Annotated in this window: 17 protein-coding genes and 1 tRNA gene; 8 read left to right on the top strand and 10 right to left on the bottom strand. The window is 54.5% G+C overall.

Annotated features, from left to right (window positions below):
* Positions 1–2: 2 nt before the first annotated feature.
* Entirely contained in the window at positions 3–1,271 is a 1,269-nt protein-coding gene (locus MOV14_RS05920; protein ID WP_318536413.1) for an ABC transporter substrate-binding protein, read from the bottom strand.
* 208 nt (positions 1,272–1,479) lie between these two features.
* On the opposite strand from MOV14_RS05920, the gene moaA reads away from it, so the two are divergent.
* Positions 1,480–2,463, top strand: coding sequence for a GTP 3',8-cyclase MoaA (gene moaA / locus MOV14_RS05915; protein ID WP_318536412.1), 984 nt, complete (start codon positions 1,480–1,482; stop codon positions 2,461–2,463).
* A gap of 38 nt (positions 2,464–2,501) precedes the next feature.
* Here the strand turns inward: moaA and MOV14_RS05910 are convergent, their stop codons facing one another.
* From MOV14_RS05910 to MOV14_RS05895, 4 genes are read right to left on the bottom strand one after another with little or no spacing between them, the layout of a single operon-like run.
* A complete protein-coding gene (locus MOV14_RS05910) occupies positions 2,502–3,839 on the bottom strand; it encodes a (Fe-S)-binding protein (RefSeq protein ID WP_318536411.1) in 1,338 nt (445 codons plus the stop codon).
* Positions 3,836–4,627, bottom strand: coding sequence for a hypothetical protein (locus MOV14_RS05905; protein WP_318536410.1), 792 nt, complete (start codon positions 4,625–4,627; stop codon positions 3,836–3,838). Before MOV14_RS05905 ends, MOV14_RS05910 begins: the two co-directional genes overlap by 4 nt.
* A 9-nt stretch (positions 4,628–4,636) precedes the next feature.
* Positions 4,637–6,427: a nickel-dependent hydrogenase large subunit gene (locus MOV14_RS05900; protein WP_318536409.1), complete on the bottom strand. Its 1,791-nt coding sequence runs from the start codon at positions 6,425–6,427 to the stop codon at positions 4,637–4,639.
* A 6-nt stretch (positions 6,428–6,433) separates the two neighbouring features.
* On the bottom strand, positions 6,434–7,693 hold the full coding sequence (locus MOV14_RS05895; protein WP_318536408.1) for a hyaluronate lyase: 1,260 nt from the start codon (positions 7,691–7,693) through the stop codon (positions 6,434–6,436).
* 229 nt (positions 7,694–7,922) lie between these two features.
* Here MOV14_RS05895 and MOV14_RS05890 point away from each other — a divergent pair, with 229 nt between their 5' ends.
* The gene (locus MOV14_RS05890; protein ID WP_318536407.1) at positions 7,923–8,612 is read left to right on the top strand and encodes a hypothetical protein; all 690 of its coding nucleotides are present in this window, start codon (positions 7,923–7,925) and stop codon (positions 8,610–8,612) included.
* Positions 8,605–9,171: a hydrogenase maturation protease gene (locus tag MOV14_RS05885; RefSeq protein WP_318536406.1), complete on the top strand. Its 567-nt coding sequence runs from the start codon at positions 8,605–8,607 to the stop codon at positions 9,169–9,171. The genes MOV14_RS05890 and MOV14_RS05885 overlap by 8 nt, the downstream gene beginning before the upstream one ends.
* Here MOV14_RS05885 and ppsA read toward each other — a convergent pair.
* From ppsA to MOV14_RS05860, 5 genes are all read right to left on the bottom strand, one after another.
* Positions 9,133–11,610, bottom strand: a complete 2,478-nt coding sequence (ppsA, locus tag MOV14_RS05880) for a phosphoenolpyruvate synthase (protein ID WP_318536405.1) — start codon at positions 11,608–11,610, stop codon at positions 9,133–9,135. The genes MOV14_RS05885 and ppsA overlap by 39 nt on opposite strands.
* 496 nt (positions 11,611–12,106) lie before the next feature.
* Positions 12,107–12,190 (bottom strand) — tRNA-Ser (locus MOV14_RS05875).
* 157 nt (positions 12,191–12,347) lie between these two features.
* Entirely contained in the window at positions 12,348–13,397 is a 1,050-nt protein-coding gene (locus MOV14_RS05870; protein WP_318536404.1) for a DUF711 family protein, read from the bottom strand.
* A complete protein-coding gene (locus MOV14_RS05865; RefSeq protein WP_318536403.1) occupies positions 13,394–14,503 on the bottom strand; it encodes a hypothetical protein in 1,110 nt (369 codons plus the stop codon). Before MOV14_RS05865 ends, MOV14_RS05870 begins: the two co-directional genes overlap by 4 nt.
* Positions 14,504–14,520: 17 nt before the next feature.
* Positions 14,521–16,491 carry a type II/IV secretion system ATPase subunit gene (locus MOV14_RS05860; protein WP_318536402.1) on the bottom strand — a complete coding sequence of 657 codons (1,971 nt, stop codon included), beginning with the start codon at positions 16,489–16,491 and terminating at the stop codon, positions 14,521–14,523.
* Between the two features lie 100 nt (positions 16,492–16,591).
* On the opposite strand from MOV14_RS05860, the gene MOV14_RS05855 reads away from it, so the two are divergent.
* The 5 genes from MOV14_RS05855 to MOV14_RS05835 all read left to right on the top strand — a co-directional run bounded on the left by MOV14_RS05855 (position 16,592) and on the right by MOV14_RS05835 (position 21,678).
* Positions 16,592–18,400, top strand: a complete 1,809-nt coding sequence (locus MOV14_RS05855) for a type II secretion system F family protein (protein ID WP_318536401.1) — start codon at positions 16,592–16,594, stop codon at positions 18,398–18,400.
* A 17-nt stretch (positions 18,401–18,417) separates the two neighbouring features.
* Entirely contained in the window at positions 18,418–18,987 is a 570-nt protein-coding gene (locus MOV14_RS05850; RefSeq protein WP_318536400.1) for an adenylate kinase family protein, read from the top strand.
* Positions 18,988–19,012: 25 nt separating this feature from the next.
* The gene (speD, locus tag MOV14_RS05845; protein WP_318536399.1) at positions 19,013–19,459 is read left to right on the top strand and encodes an adenosylmethionine decarboxylase; all 447 of its coding nucleotides are present in this window, start codon (positions 19,013–19,015) and stop codon (positions 19,457–19,459) included.
* 349 nt (positions 19,460–19,808) lie between these two features.
* On the top strand, positions 19,809–20,255 hold the full coding sequence (locus MOV14_RS05840) for a 30S ribosomal protein S15 (RefSeq protein ID WP_318536398.1): 447 nt from the start codon (positions 19,809–19,811) through the stop codon (positions 20,253–20,255).
* Between the two features lie 76 nt (positions 20,256–20,331).
* A complete protein-coding gene (locus MOV14_RS05835; RefSeq protein WP_318536397.1) occupies positions 20,332–21,678 on the top strand; it encodes a DHH family phosphoesterase in 1,347 nt (448 codons plus the stop codon).
* Positions 21,679–21,770 lie beyond the last annotated feature (92 nt).

Here is a 21,770-nt window from a genome sequence, read left to right as displayed (position 1 = left end):
AGTCACCCGCCGCTCGCAATAGGGGTCCAGCTGTCTGTAGCACTGCTGTAAGTTGCCGCTAGCACCCACGTGTATCCGGTGTCCGTCTTAACGACCTTCCAGGCGGCGTAGTCTCCCGCTGACCTGTCTCCTGTTTGGTCTAGTGCTGTGTTTCCTGTTACTCCGTAGTAGTGCTGCGCCACTGTGGGGAGGGCTTTGGCGATGGCTTCCCCGCTGTACTGGCCTGCAGCCATCACCGAGAGGGCCACGAGCCAAGCAGCATCGTAACTATTCATGGAGTAAGCGTCTGGATCCTCCCCGAAGCGGGACCTGAACTTGGATATAAAGCTGCTCTGAAGCGGGTTCACGCCGGGCTGGAAAACGGTGCTGGTCAACCCGCCGAGAGAGACAAGCTGGGCCCCTATCTGCTGCGCCATCTTCGAAGCCCTCGCTGTGCCGTCTGTTCCGAACCACTTGAGCTTTGAGAGTGTGGGGTTTTGGGCGGCTGCCTGGATTACTTTTATGCCGTCGTCCTCGAAGCTGATGAGCACTACTGCGGTGGAGGGGCCGAGCTTGGAGGCGGCTTCGGCGAGCCTAGCGACCTCGCCCGAGACGTCCTGGGCGTTGGGGTCGAAGGCGACGGCCTCGACGCTGCCGCCGAGCTCCCGGAACCTGGCGGCGAACGCCTCGAACAGCCCCTTACCCCACGCGTCGTTCCTGTAGATCACCGCAGCCCCCCGGAAGCCGCTGCTGAACACCAGCCTAGCCAGCGCCCGCCCCTGGTACACGTCGCTAGGCACAACCCTAAACACGTAGTCGCCAGCAACAGCAAGCGAGGGTGCTGTGGAAGACTGGCTTATCACGACTATCTTGTTTGCGTCTGCGAACTGCTTGACTTGGCTTACTTCGCTGCTCGCCATGGGCCCTATGACGGCTTGTACTCCTTGGGCTGCGAGGGCCTGTATCTTGGCTCTAGCCTGCTCGGGGTTCGTGCCGGTGTCCTCGACGAGGAGCCTGAACCTGAAAGGCGACCCAACCTGCTCCGCGAAGGCATTAATATCCTCCACAGCAAGCTCGAGCGCGTGCTGGTTTCTTTTCCCGAAGGATGAGAGGTCACCGGTGAGGGGGAGGAGCGCACCGATCGGGACGGTTATAGTCTGCTGCGCGGCTGGGGTGGTGGGTCTTGGGGCGAGGAGGAAGCCTATGGCGGTTCCGATGATGAGCCCTATGATCAGCAGCGTTGCAAGTTTTATGGCTTCGCTCCTTTTTGAGGATTGTTGGGCCTGAGCCATTGAGCGTGTCTGAAAACTATATTTTTTAAGTTTTTTGATACGTTTGCCGAAAAGATGTTTGCTTGTCTTTATTTCATTAAAAAACTTTTCGTGATAATTGATATTTATATGCCTTAAATTCCTTAAAAGGGATTCACGGGAGAAGCGATATTCTTGTCTGGACATAACGCATAAATCTCCCCTAGCGTGGATCTAGTGCGGTGTTGTCTTGCTAGTTGATAGGTTTGGTCGCCCCCTGACGAACCTTCGAATATCGGTCACCGGCAGGTGCAACTACTCCTGCGTTTTTTGCCACAGGGAGGGGGAGGGGGAGGACCCCGATAAGCTCTCGGTTGAAGACATTGAACTCGTTTCACGGGCAGCGTACTCCTTAGGGGTGAAAACCTTCAAGCTAACAGGGGGAGAGCCCCTCGTCAGACCTGACATCGGCGAAATCGTCTCGAGAGTAAAGAGCTTAGGCGGCGACGTTGAGGTTTCCGCCACAACAAACGGTTTCTTTCTCCTCGAGCGTGCTGGAAAACTCCAGGAAGCGGGTCTCGACAGGCTGAACGTCAGTTTGCACGCTCTAAGCCCCCAAAGCTACAACCTGATGACCGGCGTAAACGGGAGCGAGAAGGTTTTCAAGGGGCTTAGCCTTGTGCACGACCTTGGACTGCCCGTGAAAATCAACTTCGTTATAACAAAGTACAACTTCGGCGAGCTACCGGGTGTTCTGGACTATGCCTCCAAGATGGGTTTCAACGTGAACGTCATAGAGCTCATCCCTGAGGGTAGAGGCAGGGAGAACTTCCAAGCGCTCTACTACCCCGTTGAGAAGCTATTACCCATGCTACGCGAGAGGGCCTCGAGGATTGAGAGGAAGCAGCTTCACAACAGGCCGGTCTTCGTCCTCGAGAGCGGTATAAGGGTAGAGGTGATAGCGAACTACTGTAACCCCTACTTCTGCATGGGGTGCACGCGGGTAAGGCTCACCCACGACGCGAAGCTTAAGCCCTGCCTCAACAGAAGCGACAACCTCGTCGACATCGATAGCATACTACACCACGAGGGGCTGAGCCAGGAGGAGAAGCTGGACAGGCTAGTGGAGGCCCTAAAGGCTGTTAACATGCTTCGCGAGCCCTTCTTTAGGATTGAGAACGGAAACTGCGTTTCTTATGATGGCAGAATATTGGGTAAATCTAGGGAAGTGTAGAATAGGTATAGGTGTCAAGGGAAAAAGCAGAAAAATACCTATTCGAGGTTCTCCGATAGGAATTCTGAAAGCATTTTCAGCTTTACGTTCACGCCGTATGCCTGTGTGGTCATGCTTAACGTGTGCATGCACCCAACGCAGGACGTGACGACCACCGAGGCCCCACTCTCCCTTATTTCGTCCACCTTGGCCTTGCCGGCCACAAGCATATCCTTGTAGAGCTTATCCAGGAACGCTTTCTCGGTTCCGCTTATGGGAATGCTTGTTCCCATAACTTTCTCCATCATCTGCTGCGTGGGCGGAACGATGCAGGCTATCGAACTCCCACCTCCACAGCACTTGCCGAAACTCCCGTGGCTTTTCAGCTTCACGAAGTCGCTTGATGCTTCGCTCAGCACGCGCACAGGCTCCTCGAGCAGGCCTCCGAAGCGCCCCATCTTGCAGGGGCTGTGCCAGGTGACTTTCCCCGCGGCCTTCTTGAACTTGAGCTTGCCCTGCTTAAGGGCCTCTTCGACCAGCTCCACTACGTGAACCACCTTGAATGTAGGCTTCTCGCCGATGATCCTGGGTAAGTCGAACCTGAAGAATGTGTAGGGGTAGCCGCCGTCGCTGAGGACGACGTACTCGGGGTTAATCTCCCTGATGTAATCGTAGATCCTCCTGGCGACGATAGCTGTGGCTTCGTCATCGCCAGCTAGGGAGCCGATCGGAGCCCTCATGGAAAGGGGTTTGTCGGGCATCGTCCAGTCGAGGTTCAGCTTCTTGAAGAGCTTGACAGCTCCGAAGACGGAGCCCGGAGTCATCATGACTTCCGCTAGGGAGGTTATGTACAGGTACTTGGCGTTCTTCTTGTTGAACTCGACCCCCTCTTCCTTCAGCTTACTCACGGCGTCCTCCCATATCCCCCGGAGACCCGCGTTCTCGAGCAGGGTGTTTGAGGCCTCTGCGTCGACCATGAGCTTCAGTAACGTCGGTATCCTGCCGGATTTAGCGAGGTACCCTCTCAGGACCTTTATCATCTCGCCGCTATGGATGCCGAAGGGGCACGTCGTGTAGCATAGACCGCAGTTAGTGCACCTGTATGCTTTTTCAACCCATTTGTCGAGCTCCTCCTTGCTCTTAGGAGCACCGGCGCCGAAGAGCCACGGGAACAGCTTCGGTACGATCTGCGCGTGCCGCCTGTAGATCTTCCTCAGGGGCTCCGCCTTCTCGACGGGGCCGTACTCTTCACCGGCAGCGGTGTAGGGGCAGTTGATCTCGCAGAGGCCGCAGTTAACGCAGTCCTCGAAGAAGTGGAGCATCACGGAGTCCAGGTGCCTGAGCGCGTAGGCCTCGGCGCTTCTAACCTTCTCCGCGTTAAACTCCTCCCAGCTCATAACGATCCCCTACTGAACTTGAGGTCGTACCACTCGTGGAGCTTGCCGTACCAGTAGCCGAAGACAAAGTGCCAGAACTTCGTGAATGGCAGAGTTGCTACCAGCAGTTCAGCTAGGGTGATGTGAACGCCGAGGACCGTCCTGTAGGTCCCTATCTCGCCAGAGGGTAGGTGGTGCGTGGCCATGAACCCCGAAACTAGGATTGCGAGGAGGAGTGCGAGGGCATACCAGTCGCCGACGCGGGCGTTGCCGAGCCTGTGGACTAGTCGGACGATCTTGTCGCCTATCTTGTAGCTGACACCAAGTATGGCCAGTATCGCCAGCAGGTCCCCGTTCAGTATGACTACAAGCGGCCCCCAGAGCGTGTTAACGAACCCCCAAGACATGTCGGAGGCTGGTATCACGCCTGAGGCAACTGTCAGGCTGGAGGAGGTTATGGACGAGGGTATGGCCAGCGGGCGTAGCACCGAGTAAAAGGGTATCCAGTACGAGAACATGGCCACGTGCTGCCCAAGCAGGAAGATTAGCGGTATCACCCCGAGGATGTGGAGTGCAACTAGCGCGCCAACGAAGTCCCCCTTCCTGTGCTTGAGCGTCTGGATCAGCGGGTCGACGAAGGCCATTACTAGCCCTACAGCCAGTTTCGTCAGCGGGCGCTGCCTCCTTGGAGCTGAGGGTCTCCTCTTCCAGAAGAACAGGTACCTGCCGAGCCTGTAGCCGACACCAAGTAGGAAGATCGCTACCACGATCGGGGGCGCGACGTAGATCGCGAAGTCTAGAATATCCATTGGGGCCTTTCACCTCACGATCATTTTCTTGATTGACTTCACCTTGCCCACTTGGATATGCACGGCGCACGCGATGCAGGGGTCGAAGCTCCTGATGGCCCTGACGAAGTCCAGGCCCTCCCACTGGTCGGGTGGGACCTCCTCCGTTACGACGCTGTTGGCGACGCTCTGCTCGAAGGGCGACATACCCCACTGGTCATGCGGAGAGACGTTCCCTGTTGTCGGTGCGTGTATCTGGTAGTTGACGATTCTCCCGCCTTCCTGGACGACCCAGTGCCTGACCGTGCCTCTTGGGGCCTCTGTGAAACCTACTCCGAATGTTCTGCGAGACGGCGCGGTCCATGGCCGGGACGTCTTGGTCCTCCCGCTTCTCACTAGCTCAACCGCCTTTAGCACGTTTTGCCACGCCGCGGCTGCATCGATTACGACGTTGAACGCTCTTGCTAGGACTCTCTGGAGCGTGGTCGAGTAGGGTGGGGCTTTCCACTCGAGCGTCATCTCCTCCACAACGCTAGGTGGCAGGTCGTCTGCCCCACCGCTCCTCGGCAGCGTCACTCTGAGCACACCGTTGCCACTGCCGAAGTCGCTGGGCTGGTAAGCCGTGGCCATGAGCCTCGCTATCGGGCCGACCTCGAAGGGTGTGACGGTGCCGTCCTTCCACACGAAGCGGACGGCGGCGGCCCAGTTGTACTTCCCATTCCAGTCCCTAGCCCCTGGCTTGGGTATCGTCACCTTGTTCCACGGGTGGTATGCTGGATCCTGCTTGCCCCACAGTAGCTTGTTGCCCTCGGGATCCGTCTCCGTGTAGAGTGGGAACTTTCCTTTCCAGTCGTCGTAGAAGGAGGCATTGACGTGCTCCATTATGCTCAGGTTGATCTCCTTGTAGCTCTTTGTCACGAGCTCGCCGTTCACGAACGCCCCCGGCTTGACGCTGCGCTTCTGCGCGGCCTTGTCGATGTTCTTGTAAACGTCTTCGGGGGTTTCCCCTAGCGACGAGTACTCTTCGGGGTCGTCGAAGAACCCGCTGCTTACCATGTTGTGCTTGCGGTAAGTGAGTCCCTGCTCCTTGTAGTTCTCCATCTCCTCGTAGAACCAAACTATGTCCTGCCACACTGCGTAAAGGAACTTCGCCCATGCTGTTAGCTTTGTGAGCCTGTAGGTGTAGCCTACCAGCAGGTACTCCGCGTTGGAGAGATCCGTCGAGATGCCGCCGGGGATGATCGTGCTCGGGTGGCTGTGCCTGCCGTAGATCAGCACGCCGCCCTCGCGGGCTATCCTCTGGTACTTCACGGTCAGCTGCCAGATCTTGCCCTCGATCGGGTTCAAGGCACGCATTATATCCGATATCTTGGCGAAGCCGTGAATGTCCCTGTGGGGCGCATCGGTCATCTGGGCGTCTGCCCAGACCTTCGGCGTTAGCTTCTTCACGACGAGCTCGCTGTAGTCCGGGCCTCCTAGCATGTTGAGGATAAGGGGGTGGTCGTAGAGGGGATCCGTCATCGCGAAAGCCATGTTTCGCAGAACCACTCCGAGCGGCTCTGGGACAACACCGTAGGCCATGTCCACCGCGTGCATCGAGGCATTAGCGTGGCTCGCCCCGCATACACCGCATATCCTAGACGTTATGTGGATGGCGTCCTCCGGCGGCCTCCCCCTTAGGAAAACCTCGAAGCCTCTGAACATCGTGGCGTATACCCATACGTTCTGGGGTTTCCTGGTCGTCGTGTCGACAAGCGCCCTGAGAGCAAGGTGCCCCTCAATCCGTGTGATGGGGTCTATAAATACCTCCTTAACGCTCATGGGATCTCACCCTTTCACCTCTTTACTAGCCTCCTCCTTCTTCTTCTCGATACTCTTAGAGACGCCGTAAGCCAGGCCCACCCCCGCGAGCAAGGCTGCTACAGCTGCCGCACTCTCAAGCCCCGTGGGCACACGCGGCGCCTGGAGAGGCTTGTAGAATGGCTCGTAGGCGTCGGTGAAGCCTGGCATCGTACAGCCTATGCAGACGCCCCCAGTCCTCGTAGGCCCACCGATTCCATTGACCCAGCCCAGCTTGTTCCACGGGCAGTTCGAGATCGGGCCCTTGCAGCCAACTGCATATAGGCACCTGTAGCTGTTCTCCCCAGGGTACTGCCTGAAGTCACCAGCTGCGTAGGAGCCAGCCCTGGGGCACTGCTCGTGAACGGTCTGACCGTATATGAACTTCGGCCTCCAGTACCTGTCGAGCTCGGGTAAGGGTAGCAGACCCTTAGCCCAAAGCACTAGACTCGCAAGAGCCCTCAGCTGTCCGTTCCCGTTTGCAGGGCACCCAGGCACCGCGACTGCTGGTCTGCAGTCCTGCCGTATCTCACCAGGCTTGAGAGTGCACTGGCCCGAGATGAACCTTCGGAACGGCTCAGCCTCAGGTAGGAGGTTTACGAGGCCCTTTATTCCCCTAATGGGGTCGTCGAAGAAGCCGACAGCGCCCGTCGGGCTATCGCTCCAGCTCGAAGAGGGCAAGCCTTGCACGCGATCGAGGACTTTGTTAGCTACCAGACCCCCGTACGACGCGCAGTTACCGACCGCGACGACAGCAACCGCGCGGGGTAGCAGCCTTCTCATCCACTCAACGCAAGATATCGGCTTCCCGTTTTCCTCGCCTATAAAGCAGTAGTAGTCGCTACCGGGCGGCCCTCCCGCTTTCTCATCTTGCGGGAAGCTCCCCTCGAGGACTAGGACGAAGGGATCGAGCTTGCCATTCGCCGCAGCGCGCGCGATGTCTAAAGCGCCCTCACCCCACTCCGGCATGACTGTTTCGTGAAAAGCGAGCTTCACGTTCCCTGGGCCCACGAGGTGGAAGGACCCTCCGAGGACGTCTATTAGGTCAGGCTCCGTTGCCTGTATCAGAGCAGTGGTGTTTCCGGCGCAGTCCTGCGCCTCGAACCACACAATGTTTATCGCACCGCTCTGTGCTTGGGCTGCGGCGAGCTTCACCAGTTCGTTCCAGTTAAGGGAAGCCAGGAGCGCTGTTGCCCCAGTTACTTTCAGGAAATCCCTACGGTTTAGGCTGAAACTGTTTAGCGGCATTTTACCGCCTTGCAAACTCAACTGAATAAAATCAATTATAAATCTTTGCAATCTGAAAAAATCTAATAAAGATTCCTTTGTTCGTATATCTACAAATGCTATTTTTTTAAAAAACAGAAATTAATCTAAAAATTGTTAAAAATCAAAAATGAAAATATATGTTAATTATATAACATATTAATTTAATTACTTGCGAGGTTTTTATGAGGGCTTGCCGGGATAACAATGGATGAGAAGAAGCAACATGCTTAATCTACTCGCTGAAACCGTTAAGGCTTTGAGGGCTCTGGACGACTCTATACGATCTGCGTTAGCCCAACCGGTTCTCGGTGCTGTAACCGAGCCGTTATACAGGCGGTTGACAACTTTCCCGGAGAAATCCCCGAACATTGAGGAGGAGAGAAAAGCTCTTGCTGAAAGTGGGTACGCTGAGCTTGTTCAGAAAATTTCGGAGTCGGGGTTTAAGGTTCTTTTAGGGTTCCTGTTTTACTACGGTGAAGACGGGGAGTCCGTGTATAAGGCCTTTGAAATTGCAACGAAGCTCCCAGAGTGCAGTCACGTCATAGTGGAGGATTTCTCAACAGATAGCCTTACGGTGTCTTTCATGCTTGAAAAGCACAGCCCAAACCTCGTGGAGATCTTAACCCTTAAGAGGAGGGGTAGAGCTCCGGGTGTTTACAGGTACACCGTAAGCTTGCAGAGGCCTAATGCAGATGAAGCGCCAGACGCTATCAGAGCGTCGCTGGAGGGCTCGCTCGACGTTGACCACTTGATAGAGGGCTTAAGAGCCTTCGCGCCTGTAAGGGAAGTGGTGATCATCGAGTGCGACCCAGGGGGGCAGGAGGCATCGTTCTGCACAGAAAAACTCCTCGAGGTTGTCAAGGAAGAGCGCAGAAAACGGTGCAACTCGCTTGACTAAACCTTACCTAGTGATAGGTATTGGAAACGAGATCTTTGGTGACGATGCGATAGGTCCTCTTCTGGCAGACGCGCTAGCAGAGTGCGGCGTTAACGCTATAGCCGCTGGGCTCGACGCTTTCACCACGGCTTCATACCTTGAGGGGGTTCCTCGAGTGGTTTTCATAGATGTTCTAGATGAGAGCTTCGGCTCTAAGGGAGAGGTTGTGAAGATAAGGCTCGACCCTCGCAGGCTCTCAGCATATGATATCGTCGACGCTGTAAACTGGGAGATAAGCGCGCACGTGGTTTCCCCTGCCCATATCGTAGCTCTAGGATATGCTTCGGGAAAATTCACAGGAGAAGCCTGGGTTATCGGCCCCGTTTCCGGAAACATTGATTTCGGGAGCCCCCCCTCTGAGGATGTGATCATAGCCGCAGAAAAAGTGGTCTCAGAGCTCGAGTCTTTGATCGGTGAAAGAATAGATAGGGGATGCCTACGGGAGAAGCTCGAAAGAAAGCTTGCCGAGCTTAAATCTCGCTTATTCGACTTCGTCAACCCTGCGCGCGAACTTCGGTAGGCCTCTTCTCTCGCGTCGCATCGGCCACCCTAGATCCTCTTCAATCCTCTCGACTCCGAGAGCCTTCTCCAGGATTATCCTGTGCTCGATGGAGGCTACGAGCTCCCTAGTGCGAACCACAACGTCGGGGTTCACGCTTATGCTATCTATGCCGTGCCTCACAAGGAACTCTGAGAACTCGGGGTAAACGCTAGGAGCCTGTCCGCATATCGAGACCGTACGGTAGCCGTAGGGCGAGTTGTGTGCTTTCTCGATGAGCATGGCTATGGCTGTGCGCACCGCTGGGTCTCTCTCGTCGAAGTACCTGGGATCTATCTTTGGAAGGATCGCAGAGTCCCTGTCCGTACCCAAGGTGAGCTGCGTCAGGTCGTTGCTTCCGATGGAGAAGCCGTCGAAGTACCTGGAGAACTCCTCCGCTAGGAAGATTATGCTCGGGACCTCCGCCATAGCCCATATCTTGAAGTCTTTGCTGCTCTCAAGCCCTTCCTCGGCAAGCAGCTTGATGAATTTCTCGGCTTCCCACAGTGTTCTGACGAAAGGCGCCATGACCCAGACGTTGCCAAGACCCATCTCGTCCCTGACCTTCTTGATTGCCTTAACCTCAAGCCTGAAGGCTTTCTCGTACTGAGGACTGATGTACCTACTTACGCCGCGCCAGCCGAGCATCGGGTTGTCCTCCTGAGGTTCGTACTTCTCCCCGCCTTTCAGCTGCCGGTACTCGTTAGTCTTGAAGTCGCTGAAGCGCACGACGACAGGTCTCGGGTAGATTTCACGTGCAACGAGAGCTATGCCCTCTGCCATCTTGTTTACTAAGACGTCGCCTCGACCTGATTCGAGGAGGTACAGCGGGTGCTCTCCCACGTAGCTTGCCATGATGAACTCTACCCTCATTAGACCAATGCCGTCGAAGGGCAGGTCCTTGTACTCCTTGATCTTCTCGGGAACACCCAGGTTCATGTATATCTTAGTACCGGTAATCGGCTTCCATACTATCTCGATGGGCGCGGCCGCCGCAGCTGCCTTCTCCTCCTTCTTCCCGCCCAGCAGTTCTTCTACTCTACCCTCGTAGACGACGCCGGTCCTTGCGTCTACGGTGTAATCCTTGCCGTCGACCATCAGCTTTGTAGCCTCTCTGGTCCCCACTATCGCGGGGATGCCCAGCTCCCTGCTCACTATCGCAGCGTGAGCGGTCATTCCGCCTTCATCCGTCACTATCGCGGCTGCGATTTTCATGTAAGGCACCCAGTCGGGGTCCGTCATTTTAGTGACCAGTATGTCTCCGGGTTGCATCTTGGCTTTAGCGTCCTCGAGAGTCAAGCAGATCTTAGCTCGCCCATACGCGACACCCGGGCTAGCGGCCAGCCCTTTAACCACGGGTTTAGCCTCGGCGACGCTCTTGACAGATACTGTGCCAGCGCCAGCGGCCTCCTTTACGCTCCAAACAGTCTCGGGCCTTGCCTGCACAATGAATACATTGTCCGGGAACGGGAGATCCCTGTCAACCGCCCACTCAATATCCATGGGCCTGCCGTAGTGCTGCTCGATCTTCAGTGCGAGTTCCGCGAGCCTCAGGACCTCCTCGTCAGTTAGCGAGGGCGCATTCCTCCTTTCCGGCTCAATCTCGCGCTCCACAGTCTTGCCAGTCTGAGGGTCTCTAACTAGCTCAACCTTCTTCTCGACAATGTTACGCTGAATGATCTGCATCGTCTTCTTGTCCACAACCCACTCGTCAGGCGTCACCTTCCCGCTGACCACGGCTTCTCCCAGCCCCCAGTGGCCCTCAATAACGATCTTGTCCCTGTCGCCGGTGACGGGGTGCAGCGTGAACATCACACCGGCAGACTTTGAGTTCACCATCTTCTGCACAGCCACGCTGATCAGGACTTTCTCGTGCTCGAACCCCTTGGACTCCCTGTAGAAAATAGCCCTTGGTGTGAAGAGGCTGGACCAGCACTTCCTGACCTTGTCGATGACGTCATCTTCGCCTCGTACGTTCAGGTACGTCTCCTGCTGGCCCGCAAAACTGGCGTCAGGTAAGTCCTCGGCAGTCGCGCTGCTCCTTACGGCTACGAACTCCTCCTTCTTGCCGACGCGCCGGCTGAGCTCGCGGTAAGCCCTCCTGATCTCCTCCTCAATGTCCTTAGGCATAGAAACGCTTTCAATGAGCTTTCTTATCTCCTTGCTAGCCTCCATGTAGTCCTCTGGCTTAGCGGCACCTGCGGGAACGCGGCTGCGCAGTATCTCGTAGATCTTGTCGCGAATCCCGGTCTCTTCAATAAACCTCTTGTAAGCGTATGCCGTCACCGCGAAGCCTGGAGGCACGGGTATTCCAGCGTTTATCATCTCACCGAGGTTAGCGTTCTTGCCGCCTACAATTGGTACATCCTCTTTGGACAGCTCCTCAAACCACAAAATTATCTTCGTTTTCTTCTCACTCATGTTCTCGTAAGTAGAAAGTTCATGACGATAAAAACCCAGCGTCATAAGTAGCAATACTATCCCTTTATCCTCACAAATAGTGCTTTTTAGATTTACAAGCATAGATGCCTTAAGGGATAGTGTGGTGCCTTTAAGGCTAGAAAATGCTAAAATAGTCGAGCAGAAAGGGTGTATATGCCCCCAATGACCGAAAGAGCCCCGAGAGGGGCAGGTGGGAGGGGGCATTTTTCAAGCGCTTGGCACCAGGCATTCGCAGAGCTTCTAACCATTAATTAGAGACAAGAGCCGGCACGCCCTTTTGAACCACCGACCTCGGGGTTATGAGCCCCGCGGGATACCTGGCTTCCCCACCCCGCTCCTGGTAGCGGGGGGTGGACTTTCAGGGCGTGCCGGCAGTATAGTTAATGCTAACTCCCAATTTAAATTTTTCAGTCGGGCTATCTCCGAGGAATAAAGCCGGTGACGGGCTCAAGGCAGATAAACAGTCGCTGTGAGGCGCCGGGGCCGGGATTCGAACCCGGGTTCCCTTTCGGGAAGCGGATTAGCAATCCGCCGCCTTGGGCCGCTCGGCCACCCCGGCTGATGATACGATAGACTCAACGTTAATAAATTTTCTCTTGTCGTATCGGGATCTCTTGTTGCTTCAAATTCCTACTATAAGAGTGCAAAACGGAGATATGCCTAGTGTCTAGGTTCCCAGGTTAGGTTAAATCGGGTAGAATCTGCACGGCGCGGCACTAAAGGAGAGGCGAGATTACCGGTGTTTTTCCGAACATACCGAGGTCTATCTCCTCGCCCTCGTCGGCCGGTGCCAGGATTAATCGCAAACCGATAGACTTCCTCTTAAGCTGGTGTACGCTCCAGAGGTCTCTTAGCGTGCCTAGCAGGACTGCGTCCTCGGAGGTTTCGGGGATCACTACCATGTCTAGCCCAGCGACACAGTACGTGGTGTAATTCAGTAGGTGGCTGAATCTGAGTTGACCCGTTCTCGCGAGCTCCTTTAGGCGGTTGTCCTCCGCAAGCGGAAGCATAACCTCGTTGAACCCGGTGGCTCTGACGTGGGATGTTAAAGTTTCCAGCCTCGCATTCAGCTCTCGTATTGCGGCAACTGTCCCCGGCAAAGTGAAAGTGACTCCGGATACCTCCTCGATGAGCGATGCCACGCTTCGATCCATCCAGGGTGAGAGCGAGAGATCTATGCCTGTAAAGTTATCGAAGCTTTCTTCTGCTTGTTTTTGCAACTCTAACAGCTCCGCTACTAGCTGGTCGCTCGGAGCCTCCCTTCTGAACTCCTCCACATAGAGTAGACTCATGGTAACCCCTCTTTTCACGCTTTGAGTGGCAGGGAAGTAGGGCGTTTGGAGCCGCGGTCCGAAGCTTACCGCAAAATGCGTTGCGAGGAGGTATGATTTCCCAGATATCTGCCTTAAAACCCCCACTATCTTCTGATCTTGGCCTGGAGCGTACTCCACCGAGAGGAAAAGCTTCGGGTACTCTTGCAAGGCTTCGGCTACTGTTGCGGGGTCCCAGTCGGTTAAGGGTACTCCCACGTAGTTTATGCTGGCGTTTTCCGCGAGTTCAACAACGACGTGCAGGGAGCGCTCTAATTCCCGCCGGGATACAGGAGGCAGGACGACCCTCCTGCTTAGGACCTTGTAGCTCCTTGTCTTGGTAAATGTATCGGTACTTTCGGCGAACCCGGTGATCGCTTGCTCGGCTTTATCCCTGGAGGCGAGGTCTTCTTCTATGAGGTGTAGCGCTACGGCGCGAATATCTATACTCGTCAAAGCGCCCCAACCTCGCGCAGGTGGTCTAGAAGAGCGTCCACGTCTTTAAATAGCCTGGTGGTGTAGTACTCGAAGAAGGGGCTGGATTCCTCGAAGGGGAATATGGCGTAGACATTCTTGTTGTGAGTATAACCGTACTTTATCTCGCTGAGAACCCCAGGTGACAGAACCTTCGTCGGGTAGAACACTATAATCATATCGCTCTGGTTTATCAGTTGGTAATCCCTCACTACAATTTGGTCTTTTATGTCGCCCACAGCGTCTAGTATCTCCTTCACCTTAATCTCCCCAACGCGCCCGTCAACTTCCACTTCAACCGTTTCTTTACCTTTAGCGACGGCTTCATAAGCCCAATCGATCAGAACAGAGTCCTCGATCGATATAGGGTCGAATACTACCACGCCGCTGTCTTTCAGCTTCTGCTTAACTTCGTCCTTCTCTTTCCACACCTCCGGGTTACCCTTTACGTGCGTGATCGGGTAGCTAAGATAGGCCTTCGGCAAGGGTTTACTCCCCGACTTACGCGCAGCCTCGACTTTGAATAGTATTCTTTCAAGCATGGATGGATCCTCACGGCGCGGAAATAGGTAGAAAGGCTTCCGCTGATATTCCGCAAGCATCCTAGTGATGAAAGCCTCCTCGTCCCTCCAGACAAGCACCTCCTTCAACGTGAGCCTTCCGCTCCAAGCGCTGTCGTGGAGAAGGTTCAGGTACACATTATGCGCATTATCGATCACGTTTATGTACACATCTGGGTTCAGAGCGTTCACGTAATGGAAGTTGAACGCGTGCATTAGGTGCTTTTTCCACCGAAAGCAGACGTGGGTACTTATGCTCACAGCACTCCCCGCTGAGCGGAGACCTTCAACCTCTTTCAGGATGTCCTCGAACGTCGCGGCCCTTAGGTAGTCTAACGCGAGGGGATCCATGTCAAGAATCTTACCGTCTGGAATCTGAATTCCCAGATCGCTGGATTTTTTATACATCCTTGTCCCCACGTCTATTATCTTCAACGCGTCGTTTCTCGACTGAACTTCTTTGAGTAGACTGAGGCGGCCGCTACCGCTAATGCCCGTTACGAACGAAACTAAGGCTTCACCGCTCATTCCCCGGCACCTCTCCCCTATTTGAGATTGAGCTTTTTAACTAAGGCTTCTCCCTCATTAGACAACCTGTAGCCTATCGTGGGTCTCCCTTCCACGTAAATTAGAGTAGGTATAATGAGTCGCTTTCCGCTCAGGTCCCCTACGGCCTTCACGAACGCGTCCTTTGGGAGGGAAGTAAGTGAGAGAACCGAGGCGTGATCTCCTTCACCCCCGAGGATCGCGAGAGCCCTCAGCACGGCCATGCTCTCGTTGCTGATGTTTAAAGCTATATCGACGGCTGGCTTTTCGTTGCTTGCCTCTGAGAGGGGCCGCTGTATGGTAGAGGGCGGCTTTGCAATCACGGGCGGGGCGCTAACTGCCGTGGGTCTTGGGGCGACCTCGACCTCCACCTTGGGTGCGACTCTAATGGGCTGAGGCAGTGCGTTGATCTCTTTTAGTTCGGTGTAAGCTGTTGAGTAGACCTCTTCGGGGTAGGTGTAGTACTTATTAATGTACGTGAAAACCTCCTTCGTCTCCTTTATACCCTTAACCTGCATCCACCGTAGCACTACACGCCTACGCTCAATCTCCCTGTAGAGATCCTCTACTCTCTTGCCTGTCCTCTCCGCGATGAGGCGCAGATGGTAGCTCTCCGCGACAACCCTATGGACATCCTTAGTCGGATCCCACCTCACAACCTCCCTGTACTTCTCGTAGTCCTCCACCTCCCAAACATGCTTTACTCTCCTGGCAAACCCCCCACTTGGGAGGATGGTCCTTTCGGTCATTATAGCGATATTCAGGGAGGGGATGTACGCCGGGGACACGTTCATGGGCGGGCTAGTGAGCCGTTTAACCGCTCGGTCGAGTGAGTCCGCGTGCATCGTGGACATGCCGCCGTGCCCCGTGCTCATGGCCTGGAAGAGCACGAAGGCTTCTTCGCCTCTCACCTCCCCCACGATGATGTAGTCTGGTCTGTACCTCAGTGACACCTTCACGAGGTCATAGAGCGATATCTCCCCCACTTTGGACTCCCCAAGCCCGTAGCTCTCCCTGCTGACCAGCTGAACCCAGTTCTCGTGTGGTAGGTTGAGCTCGGGGGTCTCTTCAATGGTCACGATCTTGAAACCTGGCTTGAAGAAGTTTGCGATCGCGTTCAGCAAAGTCGTCTTGCCAGCGGCGGTGGCGCCTATAACCATTAACGTCATTCTGTTCTCGAGCATAACCCAAAGGTAGGCCGCAGTCCAGTCGTCGAGGTTACCGCTCTCAATCATCTCTACGATGGAAAGCGGCTTCTCGCGGAACTTCCTTATTGTGAAGGTGCTCCCCCTCGGTGAGACCTCCTCGCCGTACGTCGCGGCCAGCCTGTGCCTACCGGGAAGCATGGCGTCAACTATGGGGAATGCCGCTGAAATGTGCTTCCCAGACATGTGCGCCAGTTTAACTATGAACTCACGGAGGTAGTCCCTGCTCCTGAAAACAATGTTGGTTGGTATGCTCTCGTAGTCCCTGTGCCACACATGTATGGCCCTGTCGACGCCGTCGCAGCTAATGTCCTCGAGCTTGTAGTCCCTCATGAGAACCTCTATCGGACCGTAGCCTACCAGGTCTCGCTCTATGTAGTACAGGATCTTACCCCAGCTCTCCTCGCTGATGCCCCTGAGCGACCCCTTGTATTTCTCGGCGAGCCTCCTGGCCTCTTCCACGACGTGCTGCCTAAGGTCGACGTCGAACGATGCGGGTGGTTCCAGCTCAACGCTGAGGATATCTATCAGCTTTTCCACGGCCTTCCTCTCCTCCTCTGTCAGCTGAACCTCTTCTACGAAGTAGGCCCGCTGGTTGCCTGCTTCGGGTATCTCCACGATCTTAACTTTAGCGAAGGGCTCCACCACCCAGTACTCGTCGATGACTTTGTAATCCTCCCTTACGGGCAAGTAGATTACGTTCTCCTCGACTTTTTCTTCAGCCGAGCCCCTGCTCTTAGCCTTCTTAGCTTTGCTTTTAGGCATTCTATCTCTTTTCCGCGTGGAACAGTATATATTACTAACCTTACCGGCTCCGCGCGAGCAGTAAACATTAATTTCAAGGGTTTCCCAGTATCATGATAGTATGGTTTCGCTAGACGGCTTTGCATATAGTGTTTTCGGCTGGGCTGGAGAGGCGCTCCTTAAGATGATGCCGAGCTTGAAGAACGACATCGCATCAGCGGACATGAAAGTCTACCCTCCAGCCTATGCCGCTAGGTGTATCCTGGTCTCGCTTATAGCTCTAGTATTAGGCTTCGCGTTTGATGCGCCGCTTGTCGTGATAATGAGCAGGTTAGGGGCGGGTGTGTTTCAGGTTGTCTCCCTCTCGATCATGGTCCCTCTACTCATCGCGTCCTTGACCTTCATTTTTCTCCTGTTCTATCCGAGGATTAAGGTCTCCTCCCGTCAGTCCAGGTTTGACCTTGAGATACCTTACCTCTCCGTGTATATCACGGTGATGGCTACCGGTGGGATCTCCCCGTACACGAGCTTCGAGAGGCTCGCGAAAGCGCCTAAGGTGCTTTTCCAGGAGATAAAAAAGGAGGCCACGCGCTTCTTCATAAGCGTGAAGGCGATGGGTATCGACCCTCTGACGGCTATAGAGGAGAGCGCTAAGAGAGTCCCCCACAACGGCTACAAGCAGCTCATGCTCGGCTACGCCGCAACACTTAGAGCAGGCGGGGATGTGATACACTATCTTCAGAGGCAGACCGAGGTCATGCTTCGAGAAAGGGTCGCCCAGGTCAAGACCGTTGGGGAGAGGATCGGGGCCCTTATGGAGTCCTACATGGCTGTCGTTCTCCTGAGCTCAATGACCCTGTACGTGCTCTATGTTGTGAACATGGCCCTGTCGCAGGCTGGGCTCGGGCTTCAGCAGGGAGCCTTCCAGTTCGTACTCGTCTCGTACATAGTGATGCCTATGCTCTCAGGGCTCTTCATCTACCTCGCTGACCTAATGCAACCTAAGTACCCTGTGTACGATAGCACCCCCTACTTGGTGTTCTTCGCAGCGGGTGTCCCGCTGACCGCCTTCCTTTTTGTCGCCACGACACTCCCGTTCCTTGCTCCTCCACCCCTGTCCACCGCCCTAAAAAGCGCCTTCGCGCCATTTACAGCGCTTGTGGAGGGGCTCACGAGGGCTCTGGGCATGGAAAAAGGGTATGAGGCCGGCGTGGGGATGGTGATCTCCCTCGGGATAGGTCTCCTCCCAGGCATGGTCGCCGACAACCTGTCGACGTTGAAGTTCGGTGGTATACAGTACGGCCTCACGAGATTCCTTCGGGACCTCGTGGAAGTGAGGAAAACCGGAATGGCCCCCGAGAGGTGCATCATAAACCTGAAGGACCGTGATTACGGGAGGTTCAGCCCGTACCTCAAAGAGATGGCTACACAGGTTGGCTGGGGGGTTTCTCTGAGCAAGATATTTCAGAGGTTCTCACGGGGGATGAAGAATTGGTTTGCGCTGATCTCAATGTTCCTGCTTGTTGAAAGCATCGAGGTTGGTGGCGGTACCCCGCAGACGCTCGAAGCACTGGCGAGCTACGCTGAGACGCTAGAGCAAGTGGAGAAGGAGAAACGGGCAGCTCTGAGGCCACTTATGCTAATGCCGTATGTTGGTGCTTTGATAATCACGGTAGTCGTGCTTATACTCATAAGCTTCATGGGATCGATGCTTAAGTTCGCCGGTCAGAGCATATCTACCGAGCAACTTATATCCATGTTCCTCCCGCCCGTGATCATCAACAGCTACATGATGGGCCTGGCAGCCGGCAAAATAGGCTCCGAGAGGGTTTCGGCAGGCTTCCTTCACGCGTTCCTGCTCCTCTTGGCGAACCTGGTGGCCATGATCATAGCACCGCAGATCACTGTGGGGTTGATGCCAAAAATTTAGCTGAGGGTTGTTGTGCCTTGGCAATAGTTATCGCGGGAACTCCCGGTGTTGGAAAGACTACCGTGGCTCGTCTCCTAGCCGAGCGCACCGGGAAGCCCTACGTTGATCTTGCAGAGGTTGTCAAGCGCGAGAAGTTCTACACCGCATACGATGCCGTGCGGGAATCGTACATCGTGGATGTCGAAAGACTAAGAGGATACTTAGAGAAGACGTTAACTTGCAACGAGATCATCGACACGCATGTGGTCGAGGCGCTCCCACCGAGCAAGGTGTCGGTAGCCATAGTCCTTAGATTGGATCCCCTAGTTCTTCGCGAGCGCTTGATTAAAAGGGGGTATCCTGACCTGAAGGTCCGCGAGAATGTTGAAGCCGAAATCCTTGACGCCGTGTTGATCTCCGCGGTGCAGAGCATAGGTGAGGAGAGAGTCTACGAGGTGGATACTACGGGGAAGTCCATTGCAGAAGTTACTGAAATAATTACACAAATTTTAACTAAAAACGGTAATTTATACAGACCTGGAGGCGTTAATTGGCTAGAAAAGTACTATTTTCTCATCGGGAAAGAGGGGGAATTATTTAAATTTTGAGAGTTGATGTGGATTTCGTAGGGAGATGACGGGGAGAAATCGCGGGGTGAGAGGAGGAGGCGTCGGCCGCCACCTGATAGTGGAGATGTTCGAATGCGACCCTGTGGCACTGGACAGTATCGATGTGATAAAGACGGCGCTGCTCGACTCAGCAGTGGCTTCAAATAGTACAGTTGTGAGCTTTGACTTCTACAGGTTCAAGCCTCACGGTGTCAGTGGGTACGTTCTCATAGCCGAGTCGCACATCTCCATACATACATGGCCTGAGTACGGTTATGCGGCCATTGACGTTTTCACATGCGGTGAGCACACAGACCCGTGGAAAGGTTTAGACATGCTGAGGGACCGGCTCAAGGCTAAAAAAATGACTGTGCTAGAAATAGTTCGGGGTGTAGGCATTGAGAGCTACGAGGGATACTGGGTACCACCCGAGAAGCGGAAAGAAGAGAGAGTAGTTGCCACAGCCCCTTAAAACGTCAAACATCATGTTTTCTTTCCCATATCTCCATGGCCCCTAGCCACTCCAGCACAGGGGGTTTCTTCACTTTTCGGTCCACGGCGAGGAAGAGATAATCCCCAGCGGGCAAAGCTTAGCGGGACCCCCCGTTTTGTTCCGACGAATAGCAGCCCGGCGAGTGACCTGTGCGGAGCGAGAAGAGAATGCGTCCGCGTCGCCGCTGACTAAAGACTTCTTAGGAGGACTATGTTCATTCTGCAAGGAAACTCCGACCAGTGAAGGGAGCAGATGAGCTAAGCACCGCCTGGGATAGCGAACGCATAACATTTTTATTGACCGTGAATTTTTCTTCAGGGAGAGAGTTATGAGAAAGTCTAAGGAGAAAGGCCGCTCAGGTTCGAAGAGGCCTCCAGAGTTGAAGAAGCCCGATTGGGTTGACGCTAGCCCAGAGCAGGTTGAGGGTCTCGTCGTCTCGCTCTACAGGAAGGGTTATCCCCCATCGATGATCGGCCTGATTTTACGCGATCAATATGGTATCCCTCTCGTTAAAGCCGTGACGGGTAAGAGCATTCTTCAGATCCTGCGTGAGCGTGGACTCGCCCCGGAGGTGCCGGAGGATTTAATGAACCTAATTAGGAAGGCTATCAGGATCAGGAAGCACCTAGAGGAGCACCCGAAGGATTATCACTCGAAAAGAGGTCTACAGCTGGTAGAGAGTAAAATCCACAGGCTTGCTAAGTACTACAAGAGGGAGGGGGTACTCCCACCTGACTGGAGATACGAGCCAGAAAAGATCGCTCTCTACACCTAGGTGAGTGTAAAATCTCTGGTCATCCTGCATGCTCAGTCATCTTGAGGTGTTCCTAAGCCATTCTCGCGAGTTTTTAATGTACTTGAGAGAAGCTGGAGAGCCAACGCTAGTAGTCTCGCACTACGATGCTGATGGACTCTCCTCAGCCTCCATCTTCGCCTGGGTGCTCCTGCAACTGGACGTGCCTTTCCAGCTAGTATTTGTCGAGCAGACGTACCCGGAGACCCTGGAGCAACTCCCCTTCAAGGATTATCCATCAATAATCTTTCTCGACTTGGGCAGCGGGTATAAGGGGCTGCTCAGAGAGCTTGCACCTAACAAGAGGATTATGATAGTCGACCATCATGTCCCCTCAACCCCAGACAGATGGAGGCAGCTCGTAGAGGTAAACCCCTACCTGGTAGGTGTTGAAGCCTCGACGCAAACGAGCTCCTCAACGCTCTCCTATGTTATAGCCTCTCGCACTCTCAACGCCGACGAGCGCCTAATTCCTGTTGCCATCGCTGGCGCGCTAGGCGATAGGCTGGATGTTGGGGAAAAATCGTCGCTAACTGGGCTCAACAGGGAGGTTTTAGAGGAGGGGAAACGCAAGGGGGTTATCGGCGAAACAGTATCCCTCAGACTTTTCGGGTCTAAGAGGAGGATACTCGTCGACGCGCTAGCCTCCACCCTTGACCCGTATATCCCTGGCTTATCGGGAAACCCTACAGCCTGCATAAAGTTCCTTGAGAGCATAGGAATCAATCCGCGGGATGGAGACACAGCGCGGCAGGTCGGCTCCTTAAGTCATAGTGAAATCAAACACCTGGCTTCAGAGCTCGTAAAGTACATGATAAGTCAGGGGGTTAACGTAAAAGAGGCCGAGAAAATTTTCGGGTATAACTACTATCTCCTCCGAGAGGCCGACTCAAGCCCCCTCAAGGATTTGAGGGAGTACGCGTACGTGCTCAATGCCTTAGGTAGACTGGATCAATACGGCACTGCGTTATCGTTGAACTTCGGACACCGGGGGATCTTCATCGTGAGGGCAGAAGAAAGTATAAAAGAGTACAGGAGAATTCTTGCAAGACAGCTGAGCAAAATTCTGGAACAGAAAGACTCCCCGTTCAGCTCCGGCCAAAATAGCGTAGTGTACCTGATTGATGAAGATCTGCCGAAAATCACAGGCCCCGTGAGTTCCATAATAGCCAGCGAGTTTGCTAATACGCTACGCGCAGCGGGTAAGAAAATTGTGGGCGTAGCCTCCCTGCTGAAAAGCGGGAAAGTTAAGATCTCGTTTAGGCGACTCGACGAATCGATCGATCTGGGTTCTCTACTGCAGAAGCTCGCAAAGGAGATGAACTTTACGGGTGGAGGCCACCCGGCTGCTGGAGGAGCGCTTGTCGATGAAAAGCTATTCGGAGAGCTGATCAAAAGGCTGTAGCACAGATGATCAGGAGGATAAAGCTCAAACTGATGCTCCCCCTATCTCTTGAGGCTTTCAGAGCCCTGCGACTAGACGATTTTAGTACCCCG

Source organism: Infirmifilum sp. NZ (assembly GCF_022693705.1).
In the GTDB taxonomy this organism is placed as follows: Archaea; Thermoproteota; Thermoprotei; order Thermofilales; family Thermofilaceae; genus Thermofilum.
This window is presented reverse-complemented; position numbering and strand designations above follow the sequence as displayed.